Annotated in this window: 18 protein-coding genes; 10 read left to right on the top strand and 8 right to left on the bottom strand. The window is 61.2% G+C overall.

Features of this window, described 5'->3' with window-relative positions; all coding sequences use genetic code 11:
* Positions 1–90 precede the first annotated feature (90 nt).
* Complete coding sequence (locus AB4N73_RS10990) at positions 91–852, bottom strand: gamma-glutamyl-gamma-aminobutyrate hydrolase family protein (protein WP_252867825.1); 762 nt, start codon at positions 850–852, stop codon at positions 91–93.
* A gap of 282 nt (positions 853–1,134) precedes the next feature.
* On the opposite strand from AB4N73_RS10990, the gene AB4N73_RS10985 reads away from it, so the two are divergent.
* The 5 genes from AB4N73_RS10985 (at position 1,135) to AB4N73_RS10965 (ending at position 6,838) form a co-directional block, all read left to right on the top strand.
* On the top strand, positions 1,135–2,511 hold the full coding sequence (locus AB4N73_RS10985; protein ID WP_007918694.1) for a glutamine synthetase family protein: 1,377 nt from the start codon (positions 1,135–1,137) through the stop codon (positions 2,509–2,511).
* A gap of 186 nt (positions 2,512–2,697) precedes the next feature.
* A complete protein-coding gene (locus AB4N73_RS10980; protein ID WP_460143443.1) occupies positions 2,698–4,188 on the top strand; it encodes an aldehyde dehydrogenase in 1,491 nt (496 codons plus the stop codon).
* A 49-nt stretch (positions 4,189–4,237) separates the two neighbouring features.
* Entirely contained in the window at positions 4,238–5,521 is a 1,284-nt protein-coding gene (locus AB4N73_RS10975; protein WP_460143442.1) for an NAD(P)/FAD-dependent oxidoreductase, read from the top strand.
* A gap of 340 nt (positions 5,522–5,861) precedes the next feature.
* Positions 5,862–6,410, top strand: a complete 549-nt coding sequence (locus AB4N73_RS10970; RefSeq protein ID WP_011333561.1) for a cupin domain-containing protein — start codon at positions 5,862–5,864, stop codon at positions 6,408–6,410.
* 143 nt (positions 6,411–6,553) lie between these two features.
* Positions 6,554–6,838: a hypothetical protein gene (locus AB4N73_RS10965; protein ID WP_095181995.1), complete on the top strand. Its 285-nt coding sequence runs from the start codon at positions 6,554–6,556 to the stop codon at positions 6,836–6,838.
* 70 nt (positions 6,839–6,908) lie between these two features.
* Here the strand turns inward: AB4N73_RS10965 and AB4N73_RS10960 are convergent, their stop codons facing one another.
* Positions 6,909–7,340, bottom strand: coding sequence for a hypothetical protein (locus AB4N73_RS10960; protein ID WP_460143441.1), 432 nt, complete (start codon positions 7,338–7,340; stop codon positions 6,909–6,911).
* 159 nt (positions 7,341–7,499) lie between these two features.
* Between AB4N73_RS10960 and AB4N73_RS10955 the strand changes: the two genes are divergently transcribed.
* The 3 genes from AB4N73_RS10955 to AB4N73_RS10945 all read left to right on the top strand — a co-directional run bounded on the left by AB4N73_RS10955 (position 7,500) and on the right by AB4N73_RS10945 (position 10,097).
* Positions 7,500–7,922 (top strand): HD domain-containing protein, encoded by a 423-nt coding sequence (locus AB4N73_RS10955; RefSeq protein ID WP_460143440.1) that lies wholly within the window; start codon positions 7,500–7,502, stop codon positions 7,920–7,922.
* A 147-nt stretch (positions 7,923–8,069) separates the two neighbouring features.
* Positions 8,070–9,125, top strand: a complete 1,056-nt coding sequence (locus AB4N73_RS10950; RefSeq protein WP_460143439.1) for an AbrB family transcriptional regulator — start codon at positions 8,070–8,072, stop codon at positions 9,123–9,125.
* 186 nt (positions 9,126–9,311) lie between these two features.
* On the top strand, positions 9,312–10,097 hold the full coding sequence (locus AB4N73_RS10945; protein ID WP_258706868.1) for a DeoR/GlpR family DNA-binding transcription regulator: 786 nt from the start codon (positions 9,312–9,314) through the stop codon (positions 10,095–10,097).
* 112 nt (positions 10,098–10,209) lie between these two features.
* Here AB4N73_RS10945 and AB4N73_RS10940 read toward each other — a convergent pair whose 3' ends face one another.
* The 5 genes from AB4N73_RS10940 to AB4N73_RS10920 all read right to left on the bottom strand — a co-directional run bounded on the left by AB4N73_RS10940 (position 10,210) and on the right by AB4N73_RS10920 (position 16,474).
* Positions 10,210–11,493: an NAD(P)/FAD-dependent oxidoreductase gene (locus tag AB4N73_RS10940; protein ID WP_460143437.1), complete on the bottom strand. Its 1,284-nt coding sequence runs from the start codon at positions 11,491–11,493 to the stop codon at positions 10,210–10,212.
* Positions 11,494–11,640: 147 nt separating this feature from the next.
* Positions 11,641–13,005 carry a glutamine synthetase family protein gene (locus AB4N73_RS10935; RefSeq protein ID WP_252867819.1) on the bottom strand — a complete coding sequence of 455 codons (1,365 nt, stop codon included), beginning with the start codon at positions 13,003–13,005 and terminating at the stop codon, positions 11,641–11,643.
* Between the two features lie 574 nt (positions 13,006–13,579).
* Entirely contained in the window at positions 13,580–14,479 is a 900-nt protein-coding gene (locus tag AB4N73_RS10930; RefSeq protein ID WP_056789108.1) for a bestrophin family protein, read from the bottom strand.
* Between the two features lie 25 nt (positions 14,480–14,504).
* Positions 14,505–15,503, bottom strand: a complete 999-nt coding sequence (moaA, locus tag AB4N73_RS10925; RefSeq protein ID WP_041480911.1) for a GTP 3',8-cyclase MoaA — start codon at positions 15,501–15,503, stop codon at positions 14,505–14,507.
* A 119-nt stretch (positions 15,504–15,622) separates the two neighbouring features.
* Positions 15,623–16,474, bottom strand: a complete 852-nt coding sequence (locus AB4N73_RS10920) for a CAP domain-containing protein (protein WP_460143435.1) — start codon at positions 16,472–16,474, stop codon at positions 15,623–15,625.
* Between the two features lie 197 nt (positions 16,475–16,671).
* Between AB4N73_RS10920 and AB4N73_RS10915 the strand changes: the two genes are divergently transcribed.
* Positions 16,672–17,292, top strand: a complete 621-nt coding sequence (locus AB4N73_RS10915; protein ID WP_256809287.1) for a cell wall hydrolase — start codon at positions 16,672–16,674, stop codon at positions 17,290–17,292.
* Here the strand turns inward: AB4N73_RS10915 and AB4N73_RS10910 are convergent.
* Entirely contained in the window at positions 17,289–18,002 is a 714-nt protein-coding gene (locus tag AB4N73_RS10910) for a murein L,D-transpeptidase catalytic domain family protein (protein ID WP_016775166.1), read from the bottom strand. The two genes, AB4N73_RS10915 and AB4N73_RS10910, sit on opposite strands and share 4 nt — an antisense overlap.
* A gap of 152 nt (positions 18,003–18,154) precedes the next feature.
* Here AB4N73_RS10910 and AB4N73_RS10905 point away from each other — a divergent pair, with 152 nt between their 5' ends.
* Positions 18,155–19,771: a L,D-transpeptidase family protein gene (locus AB4N73_RS10905; protein ID WP_460143433.1), complete on the top strand. Its 1,617-nt coding sequence runs from the start codon at positions 18,155–18,157 to the stop codon at positions 19,769–19,771.
* The last annotated feature ends 45 nt before the right edge of the window (positions 19,772–19,816 follow it).

Genomic DNA, 19,816 nt, shown 5'->3' with positions numbered 1-19,816 from the left:
TACGGGTGTCGCTGTTCACGAATGACGGATGTGCGCAGGCACACCCGACGTCCGTGGGGGCAGTAAATCGTTATGGATTCTTGGGTTGAGTCAGCGTTGGTTGCGCTTCGCCGCCCGTTGCCGGCACGCTGCGCCGAACGCCTGGAAAATCTTCAGGTAGTTCGGGTTGTCCAGCACTTGCCATTCCGGGTGCCATTGCACGCCGAGGGCGAAAGTCGGGCTGTGCTCGACCGAGATCGCTTCGATCAAACCGTCCGGTGCCACGGCTTCAGCACGCAGACCGGGGGCGAGGCGGTCGATGCCTTGGCTGTGAATCGAATTGACCTGAAATTCGTCGGGCAGCTCCAGCGCTTCGAACACACCGCCAGCGATCAAACTGACCGCATGGGCCGGTGCGTATTGCACGGCCACATCCGGGCTGTCGGCTTCACGGTGGTCGAGCATGCCGGGCAACTCGTGCACCTTCTGATGCAGGCTGCCGCCGAAGGCCACGTTCATTTCCTGGAAGCCACGGCAGATGCCGAGCACCGGAACGCCCGCCGCGATGGCTGCACGCAATAAAGGAAGGGTGGTGGCGTCACGGGCCGGATCGTGATCCGTGCCGGGCGCACTGGCCGCGCCTTGATAGTGGAAGGGCTCCACGTTCGAGGGTGAGCCGGTGAGCAACAGACCGTCGAGTTGACCGAGCAGGTCTTCGATCTCAGTCAGATTGCCGAGGGAAGGGATGACCACTGGCAACCCTTGAGCGCCAACGCTGACAGCACGTAGGTACTTGTCGCCGCTGATGTGATAGGGGTGCAGGCCAATCTGTTTGACGCACGCAGTAACGCCGATCAATGGCTTGAATGCCATTTTTATTCACCTCGAAGTCTGTCACTTGAACGAGCTTTTCCGGAGCTTAGCCTCGTTGATTTTAATTAACAACTGCCATGTAAAAAATTCTAAACGCCGTTCATCAAATCGCTCAGGTTTACCGGGGTTTTCCGGCGGATATGGCACGAGAGTGTTAAGAAAAGCCCGAAAAATAAAGGCTGCAGGGCAGGGTGTTCGCTATTGACTTCACTTTGCCTTTCGGATTGACTGGCTGCGCAACACGGTGGTGAACATAATAATTAACAGCTAAATAGGTGCATCATGTCGGTCCCTCTGCGTACCGTTCAACTCAACGAAGCCAACGCATTCCTTAAGAAATATCCTGAGGTTTTGTACGTCGACCTTCTGATTGCGGATATGAACGGTGTGGTGCGCGGCAAGCGCATCGAACGCACCAGTCTTCATAAGGTGTACGAAAAAGGCATCAACCTGCCGGCGTCGCTCTTTGCGCTGGACATCAACGGCTCGACGGTGGAAAGCACCGGCCTGGGCCTGGATATCGGCGATGCCGATCGCATCTGCTACCCGATCCCCGGCACCCTGAGCATCGAGCCGTGGCAAAAACGCCCGACCGCTCAACTGCTGATGACCATGCACGAGATCGAAGGTCAGCCGTTCTTCGCCGACCCGCGTGAAGTACTGGCCAACGTTGTGCGCAAATTCGACGACCTCGGCCTGACCATCTGCGCGGCGTTCGAACTCGAGTTCTACCTGATCGACCAGGACAACGTGAATGGCCGTCCGCAATCGCCACGTTCACCGGTATCCGGTAAGCGTCCGGTGTCGACCCAGGTTTACCTGATCGACGATCTCGACGAATACGTCGATTGCCTGCAAGACATCCTTGAAGGCGCGAAAGAGCAGGGCATTCCCGCTGATGCGATCGTCAAGGAAAGCGCCCCGGCGCAGTTCGAAGTCAACCTGCATCACGTCTCCGACCCGATCAAGGCGTGCGATTACGCGGTCCTGCTCAAGCGTCTGGTGAAGAACATCGCCTACGACCACGAGATGGACACGACTTTCATGGCCAAGCCTTATCCGGGCCAGGCCGGCAATGGTTTGCACGTGCACATCTCGATTCTGGACAAAGAAGGCAACAACATCTTCGCCAGCGAGGATCCCGAGCAGAACGCCGCACTGCGTCACGCGATCGGCGGTGTGCTCGAGACCCTGCCGGCGCAGATGGCGTTCCTCTGCCCGAACGTCAACTCCTATCGCCGCTTCGGCGCGCAGTTCTATGTGCCGAACTCGCCGAGCTGGGGCATCGACAACCGCACCGTGGCCGTGCGCGTGCCGACCGGTTCAGCGGACGCCGTGCGCATCGAACACCGCGTCGCCGGTGCCGATGCCAACCCGTACCTGCTGATGGCGTCGGTGCTGGCCGGCATCCACCACGGCCTGACCAACCAGATCGAGCCCGGCGCGCCGGTCGAAGGCAACAGCTACGAGCAGAACGAGCAGAGCCTGCCGAACAACCTGCGCGACGCCTTGCGCGAGCTCGACGACAGCGAAGTCATGGCGCGCTACATCGACCCGATGTACATCGACGTGTTCGTTGCGTGCAAGGAAAGCGAGCTGGCCGAGTTCGAGAACTCGATTTCTGACCTTGAGTACAACTGGTATCTGCATACGGTGTGATCACAGACACCACCGATCCAATGTGGGAGCGAGCCTGCTCGCGAATGCGGTATGTCAGCCAGAATATTGTTGCCTGACACGACGCTTTCGCGAGCAGGCTCGCTCCCACAGGGGATCGGGTTATCAATTTGGATGAGTGGGTGATCACCCGCCGTCGCCCAATCCGCCCTTGTCGAGCTCAAAACAATGACCACAACCCGCAACGACTGGGAACAACGCTTCCAGTCTCTGTCCATCGAATCCCGCGCCTTCATCAACGGCGAATACCGCCCGGCGATCAGCGGCGACACTTTCGAATGTCTGAGCCCGGTCGACGGCCGCTTTCTTGCTGCCGTCGCCAGCACCGATGAAGCCGACGCCAACCTGGCCGTCGAAGCCGCGCGCCAGTCCTTCAACTCCGGCATCTGGGCGAAAAAAACCCCGGCCGAGCGCAAGCGCGTGCTGATCCGCTTCGCCGATCTGATCCTGCAGCACCAGGAAGAACTGGCACTGCTGGAAACCCTCGACATGGGCAAGCCGATCAGCGATTCGATGAGCATCGACATCCCGGCGACCGCCAACGCGATCCGCTGGAGCGCCGAGGCCATCGACAAGATTTACGACGAAGTCGCCGCCACCCCGCACGACCAACTTGGCCTCGTCACCCGTGAGCCCTCGGGTGTGGTCGCGGCGATCGTGCCGTGGAATTTCCCGCTGATCATGGCCAGCTGGAAGTTCGCCCCGGCGCTGGCGGCGGGTAACTCGTTCATCCTCAAACCTTCGGAAAAATCACCGCTGACCGCCATCCGCATCGCGCAACTGGCGCTGGAGGCGGGCATTCCAAAGGGCGTGTTCAACGTGCTGCCGGGCTACGGCCACACCGTCGGCAAGGCATTGGCGTTGCACATGGACGTCGATGTGCTGGCCTTCACCGGCTCCACGGCGATCGCCAAACAACTGATGATCTATGCCGGGCAGAGCAACATGAAACGCGTCTGGCTTGAGGCTGGCGGCAAAAGCCCGAACGTGGTGTTCGCCGACGCACCGGACCTGCGCGCGGCAGCCCAGGCAGCAGCCAGTGCCATCGCCTTCAATCAGGGCGAAGTCTGCACTGCCGGCTCGCGTCTGCTAGTCGAGCGCTCGATTCGCGAACAGTTCATCCCGTTGCTGGTCGAGGCGCTGCAAGCCTGGAAACCGGGGCATGCGCTTGATCCGGCGACCACCGTCGGCGCCGTGGTCGACCAGCGTCAGCTCGATAACGTGCTGCGCTACATCAGCATCGGCCGCGAGCAGGGCGCCGAGTTGATTGCCGGCGGCCAACGCACCCTCGAAGAAACCGGCGGCCTCTACGTGCAGCCAGCGATTTTCGACGGCGTGACCAATGCGATGACTATCGCCCAAGAAGAAATCTTCGGCCCGGTGCTGTCGCTGATCACCTTCGACACTGCCGAAGAAGCCCTGCAGATCGCCAACGACAGCATCTTCGGCCTCGCCGCCGGGGTGTGGACCAGCAACCTGAGCAAGGCGCACACCTTCGCCCGCGGCCTGCGCGCCGGTAGCGTCTGGGTCAACCAGTACGACGGTGGCGACATGACCGCGCCATTCGGTGGCTTCAAGCAATCGGGCAACGGCCGCGACAAATCGCTGCACGCGTTCGACAAGTACACCGAACTGAAAGCGACCTGGATCAAGCTCTGATTCTTTTACAGCGGCGGTCGCCCCTGGTTGGCGGCCTTCGGAGAAACCTATGAAACAGCAACACGTAAACAGCTACTACGCCGCCACCCGCAACGAAGTCATCGACTTCCCGATTCTCGAAGAAGCGCTGGACTGCGACGTCTGCATCATCGGCGCCGGCTACACGGGCCTGTCCTCGGCACTGTTCCTCAGCGAGGCCGGCTACAAAGTCACGGTGCTGGAAGCGGCGAAAGTCGGCTACGGCGCCAGCGGGCGCAACGGCGGGCAACTGGTCAATTCCTATAGCCGCGACGTCGATGTCATCGAAGAGCGTTACGGTGACAAGACCGCAGAAATCCTTGGCAGCATGATCTTCGAAGGCGCCGACATCATCCGTTCGCGCATCAAGGATTACGACATCAAGTGCGACTACCGCCCGGGCGGTATTTTCGCGGCGATGAACAAGAAACAACTCAATGGCCTGGCAGAGCAGAAACGCAATTGGGAACGCTACGGCAACCGCAATCTGAAGATGCTGGATGCAGCGGACATTCGTCGCGAAGTCGGCTCCGACGCTTACGTTGGCGGCTTGCTGGACATGCAGGGTGGCCACGTTCATCCATTGAATCTGGCGCTAGGGGAGGCCGCCGCCATCGTGCGTTTGGGCGGCAAAATCTACGAGCAATCGGCGGCGGTGGAAATCACCTACGGCGAGCCGATCAGCGTGCGCACCGCCAAAGGTCTGGTCCGCGCCAAATATTTGCTAATCGCCGGCAACGCTTATCTGCCGCAAGGCCTCGACAATCGCGTCACCGCGAAAAGCATGCCGTGTGGTTCGCAGCTCGTCGTCACCGAACCGCTGACCGAGCAGCAGGCGCGCAGTCTGATCACCAATAATTACTGCGTCGAGGACTGCAACTACCTGCTGGATTACTACCGCCTGACCGCTGACAACCGCCTGCTTTACGGTGGTGGTGTGGTCTACGGCGCGCGGGAGCCGGACGATATCGAGCAACTGATCCGGCCGAAGATCCTCAAGACCTTTCCGCAGCTCAAGGACGTGAAGATCGACTACCGCTGGACCGGCAATTTCCTGCTGACCATGTCGCGCATGCCGCAATTCGGCCGCATCGAAAAGAATGCCTACTACATGCAGGGCTACAGCGGCCACGGCGTCACCTGCTCGCACCTGGCCGGCAAACTGATCTCGGAAATGATCCGCGGCGACGCCGAACGCTTCAACGCCTTCGCCTCGCTGCCGCACATGCCGATGCTCGGCGGCCGCACCTTCTCCGCACCGCTTACCGCTCTGGGCGCGGTCTACTACTCCCTGCGCGACCGCTTCGGCGTCTGACTTACCTCCCGGCGGCGGTCCGAAAGACCTCGCCGGTTTTTCACTTATGCAAAACCACTGATGTCCACTGTGGGAGCGAGCCTGCTCGCGAAGAGGCCATATCAGGCGACATCGATTCGCCAGACACTACGCTTTCGCGAGCAGGCTCGCTCCCACAGTGGCTGTATTGCCAAGGCCAACAGGACTTTTGCCGCACCATCCATCGAACCTGCTGAGCAACACCGGCAAACGTGATTTAATAGCCGCCTTTCACGGTTCCGGGACACGGGAGCAACGTGATCCGCGCGACCTGCGCGTCACCCGCCACCCACCCCCATCGCCCCTTTTACATAAGGCAGTCATGGATACGGGTTCTCGACTCAAACTAGTACGCGAAAGCTACAAACTCTCCCAGCGCGAGCTCGCCCGGCGTAGCGGCGTGACCAACGCGACCATCTCGCTGATCGAACAGAACCGCGTCAGCCCCTCCGTCAGCTCGCTGAAAAAGCTGCTCGAAGGCATACCGATGTCCCTGGCCGACTTCTTCACCTTCGACCAGCCCCCGCGCGAACACCAATACGTGTTCCGCGCCAACGAACAACCCGACCTCGGCCGCCACGGCCTGCGCCTGCTGCTCATCGGCGCCTCGGTGCCCAGCCGGCAGATGCGCCTGCTCCGCGAACAATACGCCCCCGGCGCCAGCTCCGGCGAAGAGCCGATCGTGCATGCCGAAGGCGAAGAGTGCGGACTGGTCACGCGCGGCACGGTGGAACTGACCGTGGACGGGCAGGTGAGTGTGCTGAGTGCGGGGGACGGGTATTACTTTCCGACGACGTTGCCGCATAAGTTTCGGAATATTGGCGCGGATGAGGCGGAGATTATCAGTGCGAATACGCCGGCGAACTTCTGATCGGATAGCGCATTATTTTCTGTTGACCCGGTATCTTTTACGAGGTGTCGGGTTGTTTGTTCCTGCCATTCGTCAGCCCTCCCGCATTTTCCCCGCGCACGCGCTTCCAATGCATAACTCACCCCCGCAAAGGAACCGCCCACATGCGCAAATCCAACCTCGCAGCACTGACCCTGGCCACGCTGTTATCCGCCACCTCGCTCTACGCAACAGCCGCCAGCGACACCCCGGCACCCACGGCCAACGACGGCAATAGCCAGACCAACCCGAGTGCGCCGGAAGACATTCATTCCAATGGCGCCACCGTGCCCAAAGGCACGCAGGGCAACACCACCAACAATGACGGCTCTACACCTTCAGGTTCCAAGCCCAGTGGTTCGAAGCAATCGAACGACAGCGGCACGAGCAGCGGTGCAGGTGAAGGTTGAAGCTGTTTGCAGATGCAGCAAGCCCGGCATCAAGCCGGGCTCTCTGTCAGGCAATCCTCGATAACCGAGATTATTTAGCCTTCCAGTTCCCGCCACTGTTTTCGCAATCAATCTTCGCCTGCGCCAAGTGCTCACCGTTGTAGTAATACGTGGTGACTTTGGCGTTGTCGGGCATGTTCAGCGGTTTGGCGCTTTTGTCTTTGCTGGTCGAGTGCGGGTTGGCGAGGGATTCCTGGGTGAGGCGAGCGTTGCAGGTGGCTTGGTAGTGGTCGTCGCAGCGTTGGACTTTCTTCTTGGTGGCGTTGAGGGTGTCCTTGGTTTCGTTGCTGCATGACCAGTTGATGGAGTCCACGGGCATGCCTTCGTACTCGTAGCAGCTGTGGGTTTCCACCGCTGGCACCGAGGCGCTGGAGGAGCGGGTCTGGACGTCGCAGCCTTCGGCCATGACGCAGGTGGGGATGATGGCGAACGTGGCGATCAGGAGCAGCAGTCGGGTTTTCATCGGCAATTCCTCTCCAATGGCGCCGCGTCTGATCGGTGATTTGGCGCTTGTCTGGTTTCGAGGCGGCGAGGGCGGGCAAGGTTCAATCGGCTTTGCGCTGCGCGATCTTCGCGTACACTGCGCAACAATCAGAAACATAAAGCGCAGGATTCGATTCCCATGGCCCAAACCCTCGAACGCGCTATCGCCATTGCCGCCACGGCCCACACCGGGCAGGTGGACAAGGGCGGGACGCCGTACATTCTGCACCCGCTGAAAGTCATGTTGCGCATGCACACGCTGGAGGAGCGCATCGTCGCTGTGCTGCACGATGTGGTCGAGGATTGCGGGGTGAGTCTGGATGATTTGCGTGGCGAAGGGTTCAGCGAAGAGGTGCTGGCTGCGATTGCGGCGGTGACCAAAGTGCCCGGCGAGTCCTACGAGGACTTTGTCGATCGTGCCGCGCAAAACCCGATCGGCCGGGTGGTGAAGCTGGCGGATCTGGAAGAGAACAGCGATATCTCGCGGATTGCCTCGCCGAGTTGGGAGGATCTGGAGCGGATCGAGAAATATCGGCGGGCGATTGCACGCTTGCGTATGTAAGACGTATTGGATTCTTGTGGGAGCGAGCCTGCTCGCGAAGGCGATAGATCAGTTATTTATCTGTGACTGGCAGGACGCTTTCGCGAGCAGGCTCGCTCCCACAAGTGGAATGGTGGTGTGTCAGATAAATAGCCAGGAAGGCGAACTATGAAATCCATTGTGTGCTTGTTGATTGCGGCCGGTTTCGGCGCGTTATTGCAGTTTGAAGGCGTACCCCACGGCTTGCTGCTGGGCTCGATTGTCGTTACTGCGTTGTTCGCCAGTAAAACCGGCATCGCCCCGGCAACTCCTTATGGACTGGGCTACATCCAGGTCACGCTGGGCATCGCCACCGGGTTGATGTTCGAAGCATGGGACAGCGAAACGGCCGCGACGATGTTGCCCAGCCTTGGCGTGTTGCTGATCTGCCTGACCGTACAAATCGCACTCGCCGGATGGTGGCTGACACGCGGCGCCGGCTGGAATCGCACCGATGCACTGCTGGCGGTGTATCCCGGCGCGTTGGCCGCAGTGTTCGATTTGCTCGAATCGGAAAAGGCTTCGAGCAAAGTCATCATCGTGCATCTGATGCGGCTGCTGTTGATCACCGTACTGGTGAGTTTGCTCATTCCCGGGCAAGCAGCGGTGGCTGAAGTCGCCAGCGATCCGTTGACCACAGGCATGGCGCTGACCGCGTTCTCTGTCATCGCGCTGAGCGTATTGCTCGGACGCCTGTTGTTGCTGATCGGCGTCCCGGCGCCGTTCATGCTCACTGCGATCATCATCACCGCTGTATTTGTGAAGTCGGGATGGCTGCACGGCTTTCACATGCCGGAGTGGAGCCTGAACCTGGCCGCACTGATTCTTGGCGTGCGCATCGGCTCACGTTTTCAGGGACTCGGCATCGCAGAACTGGCGCGACATGGGCGCACGGCGTTGGTCTCGGTGGGTTTGATGATCGTCGTTGCAGCGGTGTTTGCCGAGGTGGCCGCGCGCTGGCTGGGCACTGATCCGCTGACCCTGTGGCTGGCGTACATGCCGGGCGCGATCGAGACGATTGCGATTGTCGCGTTTGGCGGCGGGCTGAATGTGGTGTTTATCCTGACGCATCATCTGAGCCGGATGGTGCTGCTGCATTTTGCTCCGGCGTTGTTGGTGCAGGTCAGGCGTGGCCCAAGGCAATCGCGAACGACACGACGATCATGCAGGCGAAGGCGAAGTTGAGATTCATGGGCTGTTCATCCTGAGCTTTTGAGAGTGGGGCCATTGTGAACAGGCGCAGCGCAAAGAAAAAATTCGCCGTGTTGATTCCAATGATCGAAAGCATTGATAGCCGTTGCGTTTGTATTTGCCTGAGACTTTCGCTAGTGTCGCTGAAACCTGCAACTACAAGCACAAACAGGCATAACCATGCACGACCACTCCATCGCCGAATTGCCGTCCCTGCGCCGGCAGAAAATCCTTTTGCTTCTCGAACGTGACGGCAAGGTCATGGCCTCCGAACTGAGCCAGCATTTCGCAGTGTCCGAAGACACCATCCGCCGCGACCTTGCCGAGCTGGACAGCGCCGGACTGGTGCAGCGGGTGCATGGCGGGGCGTTGCCGCGACCGAAAGACTCGGGCAAAGATTACTTCACCCGTCTGGATGAGACCGACGAGGTCAAGGTGCGCCTGGCGCAATTGGCGGCGCAGCACATCGAGGACGGGCAGATTGTGCTGTTCGATTCCGGCTCGACCACCTTGCAGGTGGCGCGCGCGTTACCGTCCGATATCCGCATCACCGCCGTGACCGCTTCCCCACTGACGGCGATTGCCTTGTCCGAATACAAGGGCGTGAAAGTGATTCTGGCGGGCGGTGAATTGAATCCGCATTCGATGTCGGCCAGTGGTCAGGAAGCGCTGCGACTGCTGGCGGGGATCAAGGCGGATCTGGCGATTACCGGGGTGTGCGCGATTCATCCCGAGGTCGGGATTACCTCGCTGCATTTCGATGAAGTGCCGATCAAACAGGCGATGCTAGACAGTGCAGCGCGGGTGATTGCAGTGACTACGGCAGACAAGCTGGGTGCGGTGGAGCCGTTTGTGGTCGCGCCGTGCACGCGCCTGCATAGGTTGATTACCGAGCGGCATCCCGGGTCGGGGAATGTCGAGGATTATCGGCGGTTGGGGATTGTGGTGGAGCAGTTGCCGGATTGAATTTTGTGTGGGGTTTGAGGGCCTCTTCGCGAGCAGGCTCGCTCCCACAGGGTGTTGTGTCGTGCACAAATCCAATGTGGGAGCGAGCCTGCTCGCGATAGGGCCAGTGAATTCAGCGCAACCGCTCAAGCATCTGGTAATACCACATCCCCGCCGCCAGCAACGGATTGCCCAGCAGGTCGCCCATTGGCACGCGGATGTGCTGGCACGCGGCGAAGGTGTCGAATTGCTCCATTTGCCCGGTGATCGCGCGGCTCATGATCTCGCCCATGATGTGCGTGGTGGCGATGCCATGTCCCGAGTAGCCCTGGCAATACCAGACGTTGTCCGAAAGCTTGCCCAGTTGCGGGATGCGATTGATGACGATGCCCATCGCGCAGCTCCACTGGTAATCGATCGGCACGCCTTTGAGCGCCGGGAATGTGCGCTCGATGCACGGGCGCAGTTCCGCAGTGATGTCGCGCGAATCCTTGCCGCTGTAGTTGGCGCCGCCGCCGAACAGCAAACGGCCGTCGGCGGTCAGCCGGTAGTAATCGAGGACGAAGCGGCAGTCGTACACGGCGAGGTCTTCGGGGTTGATCTGTTGCGCCAGATCACCGAGCGGCGCGGTGGTGACGATGCCGCCCATGGCCGGGAAAATCTTGCCCTTGAGCTGGCCCGGTTCGAGCTTGTGATAGACGTCACCGGCGAGCATCACCTGACTGGCGTCGATCTGGCCGTGAGCGGTGCGCACGCCAGGTGTGTCGCCGTGGATGATCTCCAGCACTTCACTGTTTTCGAAGATCAGCGCGCCCAGGCTTTCGGCTGCGCGTGCTTCGCCAAGGCACAGGTTGAGCGGGTGCAGATGCATGTTGCGGGTGTTCTTGATCGCGCCGTGGTAGAGCTCGCTTTGCAGCAGGTCGCGAACCTGGCTGCGGTCGAGCAGGCTCACTTCATCGCCTAATCCGCGACGCACGGCTTCGTCGTAATCCTTGCGCAGATCGACCATGTGGCTCGGCTTGTACGCCGCGTGCAAATGGCCGTGTTTGAGGTCGCACTGGATCGCATATTTCTCGACGCGCTCGCGGATGATTTCATGCCCGCGCCAGCGCAGATGCCAGATGAAATCGTCCACGTCATCGCCAAGTTTCGCGCGCATCTGTTTGCGCATCGCACCGTCGCCTGAAAGGCTGCCGGTGACTTGCCCGCCATTGCGCCCGGTGGCGCCCCAGCCGATCTTGTGGCTTTCGACGATGGCGACTTTCAGGCCTTTTTCCGCCAGCTCGACGGCAGTGGCGACGCCAGTGAAACCGCCGCCGATGATCACCACATCGACCTTGTGCCGACCTTGCAGGGTCGGGTAGTCGGTGTCGTGGTTGAGGGTGGCGGTGTAGTAGGAATTGCAGCGAATGGTCATGTCAGGGTCCACAAAAAATTCAGGTTCGAATTGCATTCCCTGTGGGAGCGAGCCTGCTCGCGAAAGCGGTGTGTCAGTCACCCAAAATGTTGAATGTGATGACGCCTTCGCGAGCAGGCTCGCTCCCACAGGTTCGGTGTCGGATCGTTAAGCCTCGGTCAGGTACCACCGCCAATCCTGCTCACCCACTTCAGCCATGAACTGCCGATACTCGGCACGCTTCACCGCCAGATACACACCAAGAAATTCCTGCCCCAATGCCTCTCGTGCCCACGTGGAATTTTCCAGCGCCTGCAACGACGTCAGCCAATCGGTCGGCAGCAGTTCTTTCGCCTGGGCATAACCATTGCCCTCGACCGGTGCCCCCGGATCCAGCTCTTCACGAATGCCACGATGAATGCCGGCGAGGATCGCCGCCGCTGCCAGATACGGGTTGGCGTCGGCGCCGCAGATGCGGTGTTCGATGTGTCGCGTAGGGGCCGGGCCGCCGGGTACGCGCAGGCTGACCGTGCGGTTGTCGACGCCCCAGGTCGGCGCCAGTGGCGCGTAGCTGTTGGCCTGGAAACGCCGGTAAGAGTTGGCGTTGGGGCAGAACAGCAGCAGCGAATCGAGCAGGGAGGCGAGCATGCCGCCGATCGCCGTGCGCAACAGTGGCGTGCCGGCTGGGTCTTCAGACGCGAACAGATTACGCCCCTCGGCATCGGCGAGACTGACGTGCATGTGCATGCCGGTGCCGGCCAGATCATCGAACGGTTTGGCCATGAACGTCGCCTGCATGCCGTGCTTGTGCGCTACGCCTTTGACCAGACGTTTGTAGCGTACCGCCTGATCCATCGCCTCCAGTGCGTCGCCATGTTCGAGGGTGATTTCGACCTGACCCGGCGCGTATTCGGAGATCGCCGTGCGCGCCGGAATACCGTGCAGTTTGCACGCGCTGTAAAGGTCGGCGAGGAACGGCTCGATCTGTTCCAGCTCGCGCAAACCGTAGACTTGCGTGTGTCGCGGTCGCCCGCCGTCGGCGTCCAGCGCCGGTTGCGGGCGGCCGTTGTGGTCGCGTTTGGCATCGAGCAGATAGAACTCCAGCTCGCAGGCCATGATCGGGTGGAAACCCTCGGCCTTGAGTCCGTCGATCACCTTGATCAGCAGGTGCCGAGGGTCAGCGATGCTCGCCGGCAGGCCCTCGCTCGGGTGCATGCTGACCTGCACGGCGGCGGTCGGAATCTGTCGCCACGGCAGGCGCACCAGACTGCCTTGCAGCGGATAGGCGCGGCAGTCGATGTCGCCCACATCCCAGACCAGTCCGGAGTTCTCGACGTCCTCGCCTTGTACGGTCAGGCCAAGGATGGTGCTCGGCAGCGGTCGACCGCTTTCGTATACGGCGAGCAGTTCTTCGCGGTGCAACAGCTTGCCGCGCGGCACGCCGTTGGCGTCGAGGATGAACAATTCGATCATGTCGATATCGGGGTTCTGTTCGAGGAACAGGCGTGCGTCTTCGATGGCTGCGAATTTCATGGCAAATCACTCACGATGGCGCCGCACAGGCGCGCAGATTCGGCCGGACACGACGCGACAAAAAGGCGTAAGTGTCCCGGCAGGGATATCAGGAAAATCGGGAAATTGACTGTCGCGGTTACAGCTCACGCGATCAGGCAGGAATGGCGATATCCGGCGGGCGTGCGGAGTGACGCAGCTTGGAGCGTCGCAGGGCCATGGGCAGATTGACGATGCGGTTCATACGCGGCCCCTGTTGCAGTGGGCGCGTACAGCAGAGACGTGCAACCTTTGGGGTTGTTGTGGTGACGTACTCATAACGCGTGTTTCCGTTGGCGGAAAGCGTCGGCGGCAGGGCAGGCCCGGCGACCGGTGTGCCCGGATAGTAAGGGGGAATTCGCGCGCGTGTAAACGGAAGATTCGTCGGTGGCGCTTTCCGGCGTTTGGTCTGATTGACCGAGTTGCCTTTTTCGCGAGCAGGCTCGCTCCCACAGGAGAATGCATTTCAACTGTGGGAGCGAGCCTGCTCGCGAATGGCCGCATCTCGGTCCCGAGCGGACGCGCCGGGCCATCTCGTTGTTTGCCGCTGAGCCATTCAGCGCAGCACGTAGTCGTCCGGCTCCGGCGCGGGGGGCAATGGCGAGACGCCCAGTTCGTACAGCACATCGCGCTCCAGAGTGCGCACCAGTGCATCGGTCGGCAGATCGTTTTCATCGCGCCCGAACGGATCTTCGAGTTCATCGGCAATCGCGTCAAAGCCGAAAAAGGTGTAGCTGACAATTGCCGTGAACAGCGGCGTCAACCAACCCAGCGATTGCGCCATGGCGAACGGCAGCAGCAGGCAGAACAGATAGATGGTGCGGTGCAGCAGCAGGGTGTAAGGGAAGGGCAGTGGCGTGTTCTTGATCCGGTCGCACACCGCCTGGGCCTGGCTCAGGCAGGTCAGGTGATTGGCCAGCAACTGATAACGCCATGGCGACAGCACACCGGCCGTTTCCAGCGCTGAGCACTGGCGCCCGAGCTGATGAAGGATCTGTCCGCAGTGATCCGGCGCCGCCCCATCGATCGGTGGGCTGACCCAGTCGGTGCTGGCCTGCTCCTCGCTGTCTCCACGCAGCCGTGCATTCAACGCGTGGGCGAAACCGCACAGGTTGCGCAACAGTTGTCCACGCAGGCGGGTGTCATCGAGGCCTTGGGTTTCGCGCATCACCGCGCGCACCCGCAACAGCACCTCGCCCCAGGCCTTGCGCCCCTCGTACCAACGGTCGTAACAAGCGTTGTTGCGAAAGCTCAGGAAAATCGACAGCGACAGGCCGAGCAGGGTGAACGGCGTCGAATTGATCTGGGCGAAGTAGCTCGGCACCAGAAGTTCGATCAGCACAATCGCCGCCGCCAGCAGTGTCAGCATCAAGGTGCGCACGGCGATGCGTTTGGCGATCGAGCCTCTAAGGGTGAACAGCACGGCGAACTGATTGGGTCTCGGTCTGACGATCATCTCGCGGTCCCGGTTGCGCGGCGAATCAGCCGCCGGTCATGTTCATGAAACGCACCACTTGCACGTCGTCGTTGACTTCGAAATTGTGTCGATACGGCTTGAGTTTCATCGCCTCGATGATCGCGTTTTCCAGGCGTTCCGGGTGGCCGGGATGGGCGCGCAACACTGCTTTGAGGTCCATCGAATGCTCGTTGCCCAGACACAGCAGCAAGCGACCTTCGACGGTCAGGCGCACGCGGTTGCAGGTACCGCAGAAGTTGTGGCTGTGCGGCGAAATGAAGCCCAGGCGAATGTTCGGCGCCTCGGCCACGCGCCAGTAACGCGACGGCCCTTGCGTCGATTCGGTCGAGTCGATCAGGGTGAAGCGTTCGGCAATGCGTTCGCGCACTTGCGCGCTGGAGTAGAAGGATTCGGCGCGGCTATGTTCGGCGATCGCGCCCAGCGGCATCTCTTCGATGAAGGAAATATCCAGATCACGCTCGATGGCGAAACTGACCAGATCGTTGATCTCGTGATCGTTGCGGCCCTGCATCACTACGCAATTGAGTTTGGTACGGGTGAAACCGGCGGCACGTGCGGCATCGATGCCGTCGATGACCTGCGCCAGATCGCCGGTACGGGTCAGCTCTTTGAAGCGCTGCGGATCGAGGCTGTCGAGGCTGATGTTGAGGCGCTTGACCCCGGCGTCGAACAGCGGCCTGGCCAGTCGGCCCAGCTGCGATCCATTGGTGGTCAGGCACAGCTCGCGCAGGCCGGGCAGGGCGGCGATCTGTTCGCAGAGTTGCACGACACCGGGGCGGATCAGCGGCTCGCCACCCGTGAGGCGGATCTTGCGCGTGCCGAGGGCGACGAAGCTTTGCGCCACCTGGAACAGCTCTTCGAGGGTGAGGATCTGCTGGCGCGGCAGGAACTGCATGTCCTCGGCCATGCAATAGACGCAGCGAAAATCGCAGCGGTCGGTGACCGACAAGCGCAGATAATCCACGCGGCGGTTGTGACCATCGATCAATTCACGCTGTGTCATGGGCTCGCCTCGTGGATGTGGAGCGCCGTCAGCGGGCGCAGATCGCGCAGGGTAGGCTGCGCTCGCCACGCCGTCCAATCACTCTGGCTGACCGAGTGATTGACGGCGTCGATGATGCCTTACGGTGCGCCAAACATTGCCGTCCAGTAAATGCCGGCGTTGCTTTTCGGATCGGTCGCGTAAGCGGCGCCCAGTTCCTGATATTGCGGATTCATCAGATTGGCGCAATGGCCTGGGCTGGCGAGCCAGCCGTCAACGACCTTGCCGACGGTGTCTTGCCCGGCGGCGATGTTTTCACCGACCAGTTGTCCGCTGTAACCGGACAGTTCGGCGCGGTCGCCCGGCGTGCGGCCGTCGCGGTCCTTGTGGTCGAGGTAATTGTTGTTGGCCATGTCGCGGCTGTGGTCCTGAGCGACCGTGCCCAGCGTGGCGTTCCACGCCAGCGGTGCTGCCGCCGCGAAGGACTGGCCGCCGCACTGGCGCGCCTGGCTGCGCGCGGTATTGAGTTGCGCCAGCAGCTTTTGCCCTTCGCTTTGTGCATCGCCGAGCTTCGCTGTCAGCAACGGCCGCGCGAGGACGATGCGCCAGTCGCGGTCAACGCGGTTGACACCGATATCGACGAACTGCGGATCGAGCACCACCTGACAGAAGCTTTCCTGAATCGCCTTCATTGCTGACGCCGCATCGCGCGGGCCGTTGAGGGTGATCGCCTGCACGTTGACCATCGGGTAGTGGGCGCTGGTCATGGCCTGCTGCAGATCAACCGCGCCGCTGGCCGGCAGGCGCAGCCGTGGATCGGCCGACAGCGGTGGCAACTCGTTTGACGCCTGCGTGCCGCAACGCTGGGGCTGGCTGCGATAGCTGTTGATCGACTCGATCAATTGCAGTTCATCGGCGGCCAGCGCCGAGGCGGCGAACACCACGCCCAGCGACAATGCGGCACTACGCAAAACGGACGGCATGAAGCGCATGGAAATCTCCCTTGAGCTGAATGCGCCCATGATGCGCGAAAGGCCCCCGGTGAGTGAATGTGTTTTTCTTTGCGGCGGATTTTTTCTGCGCTGGTGTGGCCGCGCATTTGCTCGCTACACTCTGCGAAGACCCCGCAAACCGGGCGTCTCACCGACGTAACATCTTGCCCCGGGCGGGCGCTGACGGAAGAATCGACATGGGATCGAAATGCTTGGCGGGCGGTTTGTTGTGGATCTTTTTGACCAGCGCGGCATGGGCAGGGGCGCAGGCGCCGATCGAGGCCAAGGCCGAACAGAAAGCCGAGGTGCTTGAAGAGAAAGCGGCGGATAAAGTCAGCGCTGCTCCGGCGCCGAAATCCGAGGCCATCACCCCCACCGAAGCGCAGGCGGTAGACCCGGCCGGCGCCGCGCCGCTGGACGATCCGCTGACCTGTCTGGCGCGCAGTATCTATTGGGAAGCCAAGGGCAAGGACACCCCGGAAATGGAAGCCGTCGCCAGTGTGGTGATGAATCGCCTCGGCCATGACGGCTTTCCCGACACGGTATGCGCGGTGGTCAAGCAAGGTTCGGAAAGCGGCAATTGCCAGTTTTCCTGGTGGTGCGATGGCAGGCCCGATCAGGTCAAGGAAGACGCCGAATACGCGTTGGCCAAGGAAATCGCCGGCAAGGCGTTGAACCGTCAGCTCAAGGACCGCACGCGCGGTGCCCTGTATTTTCACGATCGCGGCGTGCACCCGAGTTGGGCCAAGGCCTATCGCAACACGGCGCAGACCGGCAGGTTCCTGTTCTACAAACCCGCCGGCGGCGACGCGCGTTAACTGGCGTGGGTATTGAGAATGCTCGCCACCTGTTGCGGCTGGCAGTTCAGATACGGTGACTTTTGCAGCCAGCGCTGATCCGGATACCAGGAAAACATGAACTGGCCGTTCTTCAGGCGATCGATCACCTGTTTGGCGATCTGCGGCCGTACGGCGGGGCAACCCTGACTGCGGCCGATACGCCCCTGACGCTTGCTCCACAGCGGGTTCACATAACTTGCGGCATGAATCACGATCGCGCGATCACGGGCCAGATCATTGAAACCGGGCTCCAGACCATCCATGCGCAGCGAATAGCCGTGAGTACCTTCGTAGCTTTCCTGAGTGCGGAACAGACCGAGGCTGGACTGATAGCTGCCTTCGCGATTGGAAAACTGCGTGGCGAAGTTTTCCCCGGAGTTGGAACCGTGGGCAACCAGATCACGCAGCACCAGTTTCTTTTTGCTCAGATCGAAGATCCACAGGCGGCGTTCGGTGGACGGTTGCGAGTAATCGATGATCGCCAGATGCCGCGAGGGTTTCGCGCCGTTGTTGACCGCGCATTGCATGGCGTTCAATGCACCTTTGAGCGCCTGGGGATTGAGTTCCGGCGCGGCGTGGGCGAGGCTGTTGTAGAGAACCGGCGATGGCTTGCCGGCGGCAAATACTGGGCTGGTCACGGCGACAAGGGTCGCGGTGCTCAACAGAAGTCGGCGCAAAAACGTCAACATTTTATAAAGTGTCCTCAACTTGCTACATAAACGGCACTTTGGCTCCTGACTCCCAGTCAATACCCGCAGGCTCGCGGTTCGAGCCTGACTGTTCAGCGCACCTGATGTAAGGTTGACCGTCATCTGGACGGCCATGGATTGGAGTAAAGCAGTTGTTCAAAAAGTACGCATGCTACTTGAGCATTTGTTTGCTCGCTGCGCCGTTTGTCGCTTGCGCCGATGAGCCGCTGCCCCCGCTCGAAACCCTGCCGACGCCTCAAACGCAATTGCCGGTCGAGCCGCGCAGCCCGTTGCAGGCGGTTTTGATCAGCCTGGCGCAGTCGTGCCCGGCCATCGCTCTGCGTCTCAATGGCCCGGCATTGAGCCAATTGCAGGCGTTTTACGAACAGCAGGACTGGATGCCGGTGTGGGCAAGTGAGTCGGCACGCTTGCCGGCATTGCGCGCGCAATTGCAGCTGCTGGCCGATGATGGCTTGAATCCGAATCGCTATGCGGTCGCGACGACACCGCCGCAGGATGGCGAGCTGTGCGCCGACATCGACATCAGCCGCAACTACCTGCAGGCCCTGCAGGATCTGCATTACGGCCGTCTGTTGCAATCGCATTTCGAACCGCTGTGGCGTGTCGACGGCCCGCCGACCGACCGTCAGGCGCAACTGCTCAGCATTGCCGTGCCGGGCATGAACGATATTGCTGCGGCGTTCAACCTGGCGCGCCCGCATCTGCCGCAATATCAAAGCCTGCGTCAGCTGTACGCCGCGCAACGCTTGCAAGCCTTGCCGCAATGGCAGCCGGTGGGCAACGGCCCGTTGCTGCGTCCGGCGATGGAAGACCCGCGCGTTCCGGAACTGGCCCGTCGTCTGTACAACGAAGGTTATCTGGCACATGCGCTGGTCACGCCGGATAACGCCTACGATGACGTGCTGGTGGAGGCAGTGAAGCACTTTCAGGCCAGCCATTCGTTGCAGGCTGACGGCGTGGTCGGGCCGGGCACCATTGCCGAGCTGAACATCAGCCCGCTGACCCGCCGCGATCAGCTGCGCGTCAATCTCGAACGTTTCCGCTGGATGGCCCAGGACATGGAGCCCAGTGGTCTGGTGGTCAATGTCGCCGCCGCTGAGCTGACGCTGTATCAGGGCGGTCAGCCGGTATGGCAGACCCGCACTCAGGTCGGCCGCGCCGAACGCCAGACCCCGCTGCTCAAATCCCGCGTCACCCGGCTGACGCTGAACCCGACCTGGACCGTTCCGCCGACTATCTGGAAGGAAGACAAGCTGCCGGAAATCCGCAAGGACCAGACCTTCCTCAGCCGCCAGAATCTGCAAGTGCTCGACGCCAACGGTCAGCCTCTGGCGGCGGCGGATATCGACTGGGACAACCCCGGCAACATCCTCCTGCGCCAGGACGCCGGCCCGCGCAATCCGCTGGGGCAAATGGTCATCCGTTTCCCCAACCCGTTCTCGGTGTACCTGCACGACACGCCGAGCAAGGCGCTGTTTGAAAAAGGCCCACGGGCGTTCAGCTCCGGTTGCGTGCGGGTCGAGCACCCGCTGCAACTGCGCGATCTGCTGCTGTCCCCGGCAGAAAAAGCCCGTACCGATACTTTGCTGGCGACCGGTAGCACCCATGAATTTCGCCTGTCGGCGCCAGTGCCGATCCTGATGACTTACTGGACGGCGCAAGTCGACAGCAGCGGCCAGGTGCGTTATGCGCCGGACATCTACAGCCACGACAGCGCATTGCTGGCGGGGCTGGATCGGGCGCATTGAGTCCGGCACCAGCACGGCAGTCAAAGATCTGAGTTCGATGAGTGA

Source organism: Pseudomonas sp. S3_B08, assembly GCF_054667725.1.
The sequence above is the reverse complement of the archived record's forward strand: the minus strand, read 5'-3'. Positions and strand labels throughout refer to the sequence as shown.